11 protein-coding genes are annotated in these 8,672 nt (G+C 70.3%); 6 read left to right on the top strand and 5 right to left on the bottom strand.

The genetic code is table 11. From position 1 onward, the window contains the following. Positions 1–525: 525 nt before the first annotated feature. Both BM066_RS19755 and BM066_RS26100 read right to left on the bottom strand, forming a co-directional pair. A complete protein-coding gene (locus BM066_RS19755) occupies positions 526–1,977 on the bottom strand; it encodes an alpha/beta hydrolase (protein ID WP_089930044.1) in 1,452 nt (483 codons plus the stop codon). 72 nt (positions 1,978–2,049) lie between these two features. Continuing rightward, on the bottom strand, positions 2,050–2,322 hold the full coding sequence (locus tag BM066_RS26100) for a hypothetical protein (protein ID WP_143093770.1): 273 nt from the start codon (positions 2,320–2,322) through the stop codon (positions 2,050–2,052). On the opposite strand from BM066_RS26100, the gene BM066_RS19750 reads away from it, so the two are divergent. From BM066_RS19750 to BM066_RS19740, 3 genes are read left to right on the top strand one after another with little or no spacing between them, the layout of a single operon-like run. Further along, complete coding sequence (locus BM066_RS19750; RefSeq protein ID WP_089930043.1) at positions 2,321–3,535, top strand: acyltransferase family protein; 1,215 nt, start codon at positions 2,321–2,323, stop codon at positions 3,533–3,535. The two genes, BM066_RS26100 and BM066_RS19750, sit on opposite strands and share 2 nt — an antisense overlap. A gap of 35 nt (positions 3,536–3,570) precedes the next feature. Next, a complete protein-coding gene (locus tag BM066_RS19745) occupies positions 3,571–4,203 on the top strand; it encodes a hypothetical protein (RefSeq protein ID WP_089930042.1) in 633 nt (210 codons plus the stop codon). 7 nt (positions 4,204–4,210) lie between these two features. Next, complete coding sequence (locus BM066_RS19740; protein ID WP_089930041.1) at positions 4,211–4,525, top strand: winged helix-turn-helix domain-containing protein; 315 nt, start codon at positions 4,211–4,213, stop codon at positions 4,523–4,525. On the opposite strand, the gene gluQRS is transcribed toward BM066_RS19740, so the two are convergent. Both gluQRS and BM066_RS19730 read right to left on the bottom strand, forming a co-directional pair. Continuing rightward, positions 4,522–5,361: a tRNA glutamyl-Q(34) synthetase GluQRS gene (gene gluQRS / locus BM066_RS19735; RefSeq protein WP_089930040.1), complete on the bottom strand. Its 840-nt coding sequence runs from the start codon at positions 5,359–5,361 to the stop codon at positions 4,522–4,524. The two genes, BM066_RS19740 and gluQRS, sit on opposite strands and share 4 nt — an antisense overlap. Positions 5,362–5,367: 6 nt before the next feature. Next, a complete protein-coding gene (locus BM066_RS19730; RefSeq protein WP_089930039.1) occupies positions 5,368–5,991 on the bottom strand; it encodes a TetR/AcrR family transcriptional regulator in 624 nt (207 codons plus the stop codon). A gap of 169 nt (positions 5,992–6,160) precedes the next feature. Between BM066_RS19730 and BM066_RS27120 the strand changes: the two genes are divergently transcribed. After that, entirely contained in the window at positions 6,161–6,283 is a 123-nt protein-coding gene (locus BM066_RS27120; RefSeq protein WP_255367661.1) for a hypothetical protein, read from the top strand. Between the two features lie 237 nt (positions 6,284–6,520). After that, positions 6,521–7,000: a transcription elongation factor GreA gene (gene greA / locus BM066_RS19725; protein ID WP_089930038.1), complete on the top strand. Its 480-nt coding sequence runs from the start codon at positions 6,521–6,523 to the stop codon at positions 6,998–7,000. Here the strand turns inward: greA and BM066_RS19720 are convergent. Further along, a complete protein-coding gene (locus tag BM066_RS19720; protein WP_177218509.1) occupies positions 6,997–7,842 on the bottom strand; it encodes a TolB family protein in 846 nt (281 codons plus the stop codon). The genes greA and BM066_RS19720 overlap by 4 nt on opposite strands. 240 nt (positions 7,843–8,082) lie before the next feature. On the opposite strand from BM066_RS19720, the gene BM066_RS19715 reads away from it, so the two are divergent. Then, positions 8,083–8,646, top strand: a complete 564-nt coding sequence (locus BM066_RS19715; RefSeq protein ID WP_089930049.1) for an HNH endonuclease — start codon at positions 8,083–8,085, stop codon at positions 8,644–8,646. Positions 8,647–8,672 lie beyond the last annotated feature (26 nt).

Genomic DNA, 8,672 nt, shown 5'->3' with positions numbered 1-8,672 from the left:
AGCGACCAGTTGCGGCGGCGGGGGGCGATCGAGCGGGAAGCTCCATCGGCGGTCCTTTTGGACCAAACCTCGCGTCTCCAGGGCCGGCCGGGCATGGAACACTAAAACGGCGTGACGTGAGGGCTGGCGGATCAGCAGGCGGGCGGTGACAGGCCCGCGGTCCGGGACCAGGGTTCGTTGACCTGGCCCGCCCGTCGGAGGCTTCAAGGCGGCGAGGCTCGAACAGGGCTCAGCGTCGCGGGCTTCCGGATAACGACCGCGCGGAGCGATCGGGCTTCGTCGAAACGGTATTCTTTTTCCAAACTTCGGACGTCGTCCGGCGCTCCGCGACCCTTTCCATACGCTCAGCGGGTTTCCGCGTGAGGATGAGAAGCCGTGCCGGTGAACACTTGCCCCCACCTGACCGCTTCGCGGTCTGTCCGCCCCCAGAGGGGGCGGAGCCTCGGCGCTCTTTCCCCTCCGGGGGAAGACGACCGCGAAGCGGTCCGTAGGGGCCAAGCGGGCGGTGCGCCGACTACGAGTTCCCTAATCGAGGTCAAACACGAACTGGTCGTGCTCGGGATGCAGGCAGCTCTGGTCGATTGGGGCTGTCGGGTCGGCCAGGAAGCCGCGGATCATCCTGCGGGCGCAGGCGCTGCCGCGCGACACGCCGTGGGTGGTGTTGGGGATGATGGTCAGCTGGCCCTTGGGGAAGCGGCCGACCGCCGCCTTGGCCACGGCCGGCGGGCAGCCGGGGTCGATCTCGGCGGCCAGGAACAGGGTGGGGATCGGGCTGGAGACCGGCTGGGCCTCGACCGGGTCGGGCCGGCCGACGTCATAGGCCTTGCAGACCTGGAAGTAGCGGCCGAACGAGTTTTCCAGCAGGCGCGTGACCGGATCGCGCTGGGCGCCCTTGCGCATGGCCGCCTCGCTCTCGAACGGGAACTCCTCCTTGCACAGATGGGTCAGGTGCTGGGCCTCGTTGTAGCCGCTGCGGCCCTGCATCTGCTCGGCCAGGGCGGTCATGTCGCCGGCCGCGAACCTGGCGACCGTGGCGGGCAGCGCCCGGGCGTCGGGGCCGCTATAGGCCGCGTCCATCAGGAAGCCGCCCAGGTCGTCGGCGCTATAGACCTTGCCGCCGATCGTCTGCGGGCCGCTCAGCAGCCTGGTCGCCACCGCGTCGAGGTCGGCGCCCGGATGCGGATACTTGGCGTTGCAGGCGGCGTCCTCGGCGCAGCGCTTGAAGATCACCTTGACCGCGTCCGACACCATTTCCGGCCCGCCCTCGGCCCACTTGGCCTCCGGGGTCCAGGGCGAGTCGAGCACCACGGCCCGTACGCCGGACGGGTCGTGCTTGACGACGGCCAGGGCGATGCGCGTGCCGTACGAGACGCCGAACAGGTCGACCTGCTTCAGGCCCAGGGTCTTGCGCAGGTCCTGGAGGTCCTTGACCACCTCCTCGGCGTTGTAGCGCGACAGGTCGACGCCAGAGGCCTTCAGGCGTTGGGCGCAGGCGATCAGCTGCTGGGCGGCCGCGTCGTTCAGCGGCCCGGCGTCGTTGAGGGCCACCTCGCCGCAGTCGAGGATCGGCGAGGCCACCCCGCCGCCGCGCTGGTCGAAATAGATCCAGTCCTGGTCGACGGCGATCAGCTCTCGGCCGGACACGCCGCGCAGGGAACGGCCGATGTTCTCGACCACCCCGCCGCCGGGGCCGCCGTGCAGGAAGATCACCGGAACCGCGCCGGGCTTGGGGGCGCTGGCCTTGACGATGGTCACCGGCAGGGCGACGCGCCGCGTGCTCGGCCCGCCCCGGGTCTCGTCGACGACCAGGGTCCCGCACTGGATCTTGTTGGCCACGCCCGAATAGTCGCCGGCGCACGGGCCAGGCGTGAACTTCGGCTCGGCCGCGTGGGCGGCGCCGGCGGACAGGGCGCCGGCGGACAGGGCGAAGGCGGCGAACGCGCCGGAAAGGGCGGCGCCCCAGATCATCTTGCGCATGTGAGTCCCGTGGTGCTGAGGCCCCGCAGTGAGCATGGCGGCGGGGAGGGGGCAAGGGGACGATCGGGGATCCTAGGTCACGACGACATACTGCTCGATCGCGATGGACAGGATCGCGGACGGCGCGGCGGGCCGGCGTTCGCCTCGCCCGACGATGGTCAATCGCGTCGATCCGGCAAGATCGATGACATAGCAGAGCGAGCCTTCCGTCGCCGGACAAGCTTCGACGTTGCTTATCCCGGAGAGATCGCCGCCTTGGTTCACCGTCAGGCGTCTTCTCATCAACAAGTTTACAAAACAAACAAGTTGATACATGGTCCGTCCGTCGCAACGGAGCCCGGCCATGCACGCGCCTCTGAAACCCGTCGAAACCACCCCGGCGGACGCCTCGGCCCGGAACGCGCCGGTCGGCGCCCTGCGCGCCTTCCTGACCCTGCTGGTCGTCGCCCACCACGCGGCGCTGACCTACCACCCCTACGCGCCGCCGCCGAAGGCCTTCGCCGCCCCGCCGATCCTGTGGACGGCCTTTCCGGTCGTGGACCCGCAGAGGTTCGGGGGCTTTGGCCTGCTGACCCTGGTCAACGACCTGTTCTTCATGTCGCTGATGTTCCTGGTCTCGGGCCTGTTCGTCGCCGAAAGCCTGAAGGCCAAGGGGCCGGGCGGCTACCTGAAGGGCCGGGCGTTGCGGCTGGGCGTTCCGTTCGTGATCGGGGCCGGGCTGCTGGCGCCGCTGGCCTACTTTCCCGCCTGGTTGCAGTCGGGCGGCGCGCCGTCGTTGCCGGCCTATGCTCAAGCCTGGACCCGCCTGCCGTTCTGGCCCAGCGGCCCGGCCTGGTTCCTGTGGGTGCTGCTGGCCTTCGGCGCGATCGCCGGGGCGCTGGACAAGCTGTTTCCCCGTCTGATCCCGACGCTGGGCCGCTGGACGCAGGGCGCGGCCCGACGGCCCGGCCGCGCCCTCCTGGTCCTCGTCGCGGCCAGCGCCCTGGCCTATGTGCCGCTGAACGTGGTCTTGCCCTTCGGCCACTGGACCACGGCGGGGCCGTTCCTGGTCCAGACCGGCCGTATCGGCCACTACCTGGTCTATTTCCTGGCCGGCCTGGCGTTCGGGGCGGCGGGCGTGGGCCGGGGCCTGACCGACCCGCAGGGCGCGTTGTCGCGCCGCTGGTGGGCCTGGCAGATCCCGCCCGTTCCGGCGGTGATCGCGGCGGTCGCCGTCTTCATCGTCGCCTTCTCGCCCAACCCGCCGCCCAAGCCGGTGCTGGACCTGGTCGGCGGCCTGGCCTTCGTTCTGGCCTGCGCGGCCCTGTCGTTCGCGGTGCTGGCGGTCTTCCTGCGCTTCGTCCGGAGGACAGGCCCGGTCGGAGCCAGCCTGCAGGCCAACGCCTACGGCATGTACCTGACCCATTACGTCTTCACCGCCTGGCTCTCCTGGCTGCTGCTGCCGCAGGCCTGGGGTGGGCTGGCCAAGGGGCTGGCGGTGTTCGCCGGGGCGGTGGCGCTCAGCTGGCTGACGACCATGGCGCTGCGCCGTACGCCGCTGTTGGGGCGAATCCTGTGACCGGCCATGATGCGATGCTGAAGGGGGCCTTGCCCATGAACGACGAGATCAAGTCGGTCCAGGACGACCTGGCGTTCCTGAGGACCGTGGCCGAGGGCCGGCCGGGCGGCGGGATGGGCGTCGCCGGCAGCGCGCTCTACGGCTCGGCCGGGGTGCTCTACGGGATCCAGTGCTTGAGCTACTACCTGCAGGAGGCCGGGATCGTCCGCCTATCGCCGACCGCCAACATCATCATGGCCTGGGCGCCGACCTTGATATTCCTGGTGCTGATGACGATCGTGATCATCATCGACCGCAAACGGCCGGCGGTCGGGGTGACCAGCCGAGCCGTCAATTCCGCCTTCGCGGGAGCGGGGATCGCGAACCTGGCCCTGGTCCTGGTCTTCGCCAGCGCCGCCGAGCGCCACCATGACTTCCACTACTGGCTGTTCCACCCGGCTGTGGTCTTCGTGCTGCAGGGCGCGGTCTGGTACGTAATCTTCATGCTGCGCCAGCGGCTGTGGACGGCGCTGGTGGCCTCTGGCTGGCTTGTTTCGGGCGTGGCGTTGGGCATGCTGATCGAGCGCGCGGACCTGTATCTGCTGATCGCCACCGCCAGTCTCTTCCTGCTGATGGCGGTCCCGGGCTTCGGGATGATGCGCCAGGCCCTGCGGGTCCGGCCGGCCTGAGGCGAGCGTGACCGGCAAGTTCGACATCAGCGGATTGGACGACGTCATCCACGGCCGCGTGCGGCTGGGGATCGTCGCCTACCTGGCCAGCGCCGAGGTGGCGGACTTCACTGAGCTGAAGGACCTGCTGGAGGTGACCCAGGGCAACCTGTCGGTCCATCTGCGCAAGCTGGAGGACGCCGGCTATGTGGCGATCGACAAGAGCTTCGTCGGCCGCAAGCCCCTGACCCGCGTCCGCCTGACCGAGGAGGGCCGCGCGGCGTTCGGGGCCTATCTGAAGGCGATGGGGCGGTTGGTGGAGCAGGCCGGCGGTGGCGGCTAGAGCCCCATCTCCGCCCGCAGCTGGGCCGGCGTCACGCCCGCCGCCCGCAGCTCGCGCAAGGTCTGGGCCTTGTCGCGCTTAGCGTAGCGCTTGCCGTCGGGGCCGACCAGCAGGCGATGGTGGCGGTAGGTCGGGGTGGGCAGGTCCAGCAGGGCCTGCAGCAGGCGCTGGATGTGGGCGGCCTCGAACAGATCCCGGCCGCGGACCACGTGGGTGATCCCCTGCAGGGCGTCGTCCAGCACCACCGCCAGGTGATAGGCCACCCCGACGTCCTTGCGGGCCAGGACGATGTCGCCGGCGGTCTCGGGGCGGGCGGGGATCAGGCCGGTCTCGCCCTCGGGGCCGGCGCCCTCCTCGACGAAGGCCAGGCGGTCGAAGCCGCCCAGCGCCCCGCGGGCCGCGTCCAGCGACAGCCGCCAGGCGAAGGCCTCGCCCCGCCCCAGCCGCGCGGCCTCCTCGTCGGGCGACAGGGGGCCGCCGACGAAGGGCCGGGCCGGCTCGTGCGGCGCGCGGCCGATGTCCAGCTCCTTGCGGGTGCGGAAGCAGCGATAGACCAGGCCCTTGTCGCGCAAGGCGTCGATGGCCCGGTGATAGTCGGCCAGGTGCTCGGACTGACGGCGCACGGGCTGTTCCCAGGAAAGGCCCAGCCAGGCCAGGTCCTCCAGGATCGAGGCCTCGAACTCGGGACGGCTGCGGGTGGCGTCGATGTCCTCGATCCGCAGCACGAACCGGCCGCCGGCGGCCTGGGCGGCGTCGAAGGCGGTCAGGGCCGAGAACGCGTGGCCGCGATGCAGATGGCCGGTCGGGGAGGGGGCGAAGCGGGTGGCGAAGCGCAAGCGGACCTAGGCCTGATCGAGCTTGGCGAACATGCCCAGGTGTTCGAACACGCCGCGCAGGAAGGCCTCCTCGCCGCCCAGGGCTTCCTTCAGCGGGTCGAACTGCTTGAAGCTGATCATCTCGGCAAGGCCGTGGCCCGCGCACCAGGCGGCGATGGTCGCCAGCTCCAGGTCGATCGGCGAGGCCGTCCCGCCGCTGCGCTCGTCGATGGTGTTGCGCACCTGGCAGTAGGCGCCTTCTTCCTTCATCTGTTCGGGCAGGGCGTCCTTGTCGCGCGAGCAGTCGTACATCACCCGATAGAGGGCGGGATTGTCGCGGGCGAAACGGACATAGGCCACGCCCAGGCCGGTCATCCGCTCCTGGCTGTCGGCCGCTTTCAGGCGCGCCTCGGTCAGGGCCGCGTCCAGGGCCGCCCAGCCCTCGTGGGCGACGGCGTCCAGCAGTTCGCCCTTGTCCTTGAAGTGGTGGTAGGGCGCGGCCGGGCTGACGCCCGCCTCCCGCGCCACCGCCCGCAGCGAAAGCGCCGACGGACCCTCGGTCTCGAGGATGCGTCTAGCGGCCTCGACCAGGGCGCGGCTGAGGTCGCCGTGGTGATACGGGCGGGCTTCGGAGGTGGCGGTCTGTGTCATCCAGGGCACTGTAGCGGCTCCTGTTCAAAAATCCATCCTAACGGCGTCAAGATTATCTTGACGCCGTTAGGATGCGTGCTATCTAAGCAATGTCTAGATCGGTCTCGATCGAGACCGGGGCGGCCTCCTCGAACGTCGCGCCCGCAGCCGAAACTCAAGGATGTGTGTGATGACCCATACCCTCTACGTCCTGGAAACCGCCTTCGAGACCACGCTCGACCGCATGGCCCTGGGCTTCTTCCTGGCCGCCACCCTCGTTGTCGCGACCGCCCTGGTCGGCGTGGCGATCTAGGCCTCGGCAGCATTCGTGGCTGGCGGGACCCGCGGATTCCCACGCCGTCCCGCCGACACGATCGCCGCCGAGACTCTCCGTTCAAGGTGTCCGAAGCCGCCCGCGCTTTTCGCCGGCGGCTTTTGCATGTCTTGATCCCGAGGACGCCCGCGCCTAGGTCGGATGCTCCCCAGGCGGAACATCCCGCGTCGGGCCGGATTTTCCAGACATGACCTTTTCGTCCTTCGAGATGCGCGGATGAGCGTGGCCTTCACCAAGGAAGGCGACAGCGAGGCGTTCGCCGCCGACCTGCTGGACCGCCCGATCTCGCCGCACCCGAACCTGGTGACGCCCGAGGGGCTGGTTCAGATCGAGGCGGCCCTGGCCGCCGCCCGCGCCGCCTACAGCGCCGCCCAGGCCGGCGGCGACGTCGCCCAGGACCGAACCGCCATGGCCCGCGCCACCCGCGACCTGCGCTACTGGTCGGCCCGCCGGGCCAGCGCCCAGCTGCGCGAACGCGACCCGGCCGTCGAGGGCCTGCAGTTTGGCGGGACCGTCACCTTCGACCGCGAGGACGGCCGTCGCCAGACCTTCCGCATCGTCGGCGAGGACGAGGCCGATCCGGCCCAGGGCTCGGTGTCCTACGTCTCGCCGGTGGCCCGCGCCCTGCTGGGCAAGGCCGTGGGCGACACCGCCATGGTGGCCGGCGGCGAGGTCGAGATCGTGGCGATCAGCTAGGGCGTCGGAATAGAAACCTCGAAGATGTCCATCCGCCCCGGGCCCAGGGCCGGGCAGTAGGCCGAGTAGAACAGGACGCCCGGCCGCCTGGGATCGACGGCGGGGCCGTTGTTGATCGCTTCCGAACAGTTGACCGGCGCGGCCAGGGGCGTGCGCGGTCCGAAGCGCCCATCGGCGCCGCGCCGGGCGGCGTGCAGGGTCACGCGGGTCTCGGCCTTCAGGTCGCCCGAGGCGAACACCAGGGTGCGGCCGTCGGCCAGCAGGGTCGCGTCGAAGTCGTCCAGCGGACCGTTGACACCGGGGCCGAGACCGCGCACCGGAGCCTCGCCCGTCAGCTCGCCCTCGAACAGGTCCTGCCTGCCCAGGCCGCCATGGCCGTCGGACGAGAAGATCAGCTTGCCGTCGGCGGTCGGCGAGGGCGCCCACTCGTCGCCGGACGTGTTGAAGCGGGGCCCCAGGTTGCGCGGCGCGCCGAACGCCCCGGTCGCCGGGTCGCGGTCCACCGCGTAGAGGTCGTCGCCGCCCTGGCCGCCCGGGCGGTTGGAGAAGAAATAGACCGTGCGGCCGTCGGGCGAGAAGGCCGGGTCGAAGTCGTTGTCCGGGCCATCGAACGACACCGCCTCGGGCCTGGACCAGCCCGCGCCGTCGCGGCAGGTCTGCAGGATGCGCCAGGCCGTCTTCGGCGCGCCGATCGACCCCCACAGCACGCAGCGGCCGTCGGGACTGAAGGCGGGCCGGACCTCGGTGTCGGGCGAATCGACGATCCCCGGCAGCAGCGGCGCCGGCGATCCGGCGGCCAGGAAACCGGCCAGGGCGATCAGGGCGAGGGCGGAGGTCGGCATGGCGAAGGGTTCCCGGATGTCCGCCGCCGACCATAGCCGCGATCGTTCACGCGCCAAGCGCAAGGATGTCTTGGTTCTGTCGCCAAGTTGGCTCATCCTTTCCCCGCGTTCGGGAATGAATGGCGATTCCTGAGAATGCGTAGGAAGGAGGCCCGTCTTCAGTCCGACCGCGTACCCGCTTCATCGGAGCCCGTCCGGCTCCCAAATGCGTTGGAGCCCTTCCGGCTCCAGGGGGAGGCCCTGATGCAGGTGCTGTCCCGCCCCCCGTCCGGCATGCCGGCGCTCGTTCTCAACGCCGACTATCGGCCCCTGAGCTACTATCCGCTGTCCCTCTGGCCCTGGCAGGAGGTGATCAAGGCGGTGTTCCTGGAACGGGTCGACGTGGTCTCGACCTACGACCACGTGGTGCATTCGCCCTCGTTCGAGATGAAGCTGCCCAGCGTGGTGTCGCTGAAGCAGTACGTGCCGCAGGACCGGCCGCCGGCCTTCACCCGCTTCAACCTGTTTTTGCGCGACGGGTTCAGCTGCCAGTACTGCGGTTCGCCCGACGAGCTGACCTTCGACCACGTGATCCCCCGCTCGCGCGGCGGCCGGACCACCTGGGAGAACATCGTCACCGCCTGCGCGCCCTGCAACCTGCACAAGGGCGGGCGCACGCCGCGCGAGGCGGGCATGCATCCCTTCCACACCGCGCGCCGCCCCAGCATGCACGAACTGCAGGACCGCGGCCGCCGGTTCCCGCCGGGACACCTGCACGCCAGCTGGCTGGACTATCTGTACTGGGACATCGAGCTGGAAGCCTAGGGCGCGACGCCGAGTCGCGAAAATGT

Source organism: Caulobacter sp. UNC279MFTsu5.1 (assembly GCF_900114015.1).
Taxonomy (GTDB): Bacteria; Pseudomonadota; Alphaproteobacteria; order Caulobacterales; family Caulobacteraceae; genus Caulobacter.
Note: the sequence above shows the minus strand (reverse complement) of the source record. Positions and strands in the feature narration are given on the sequence as shown.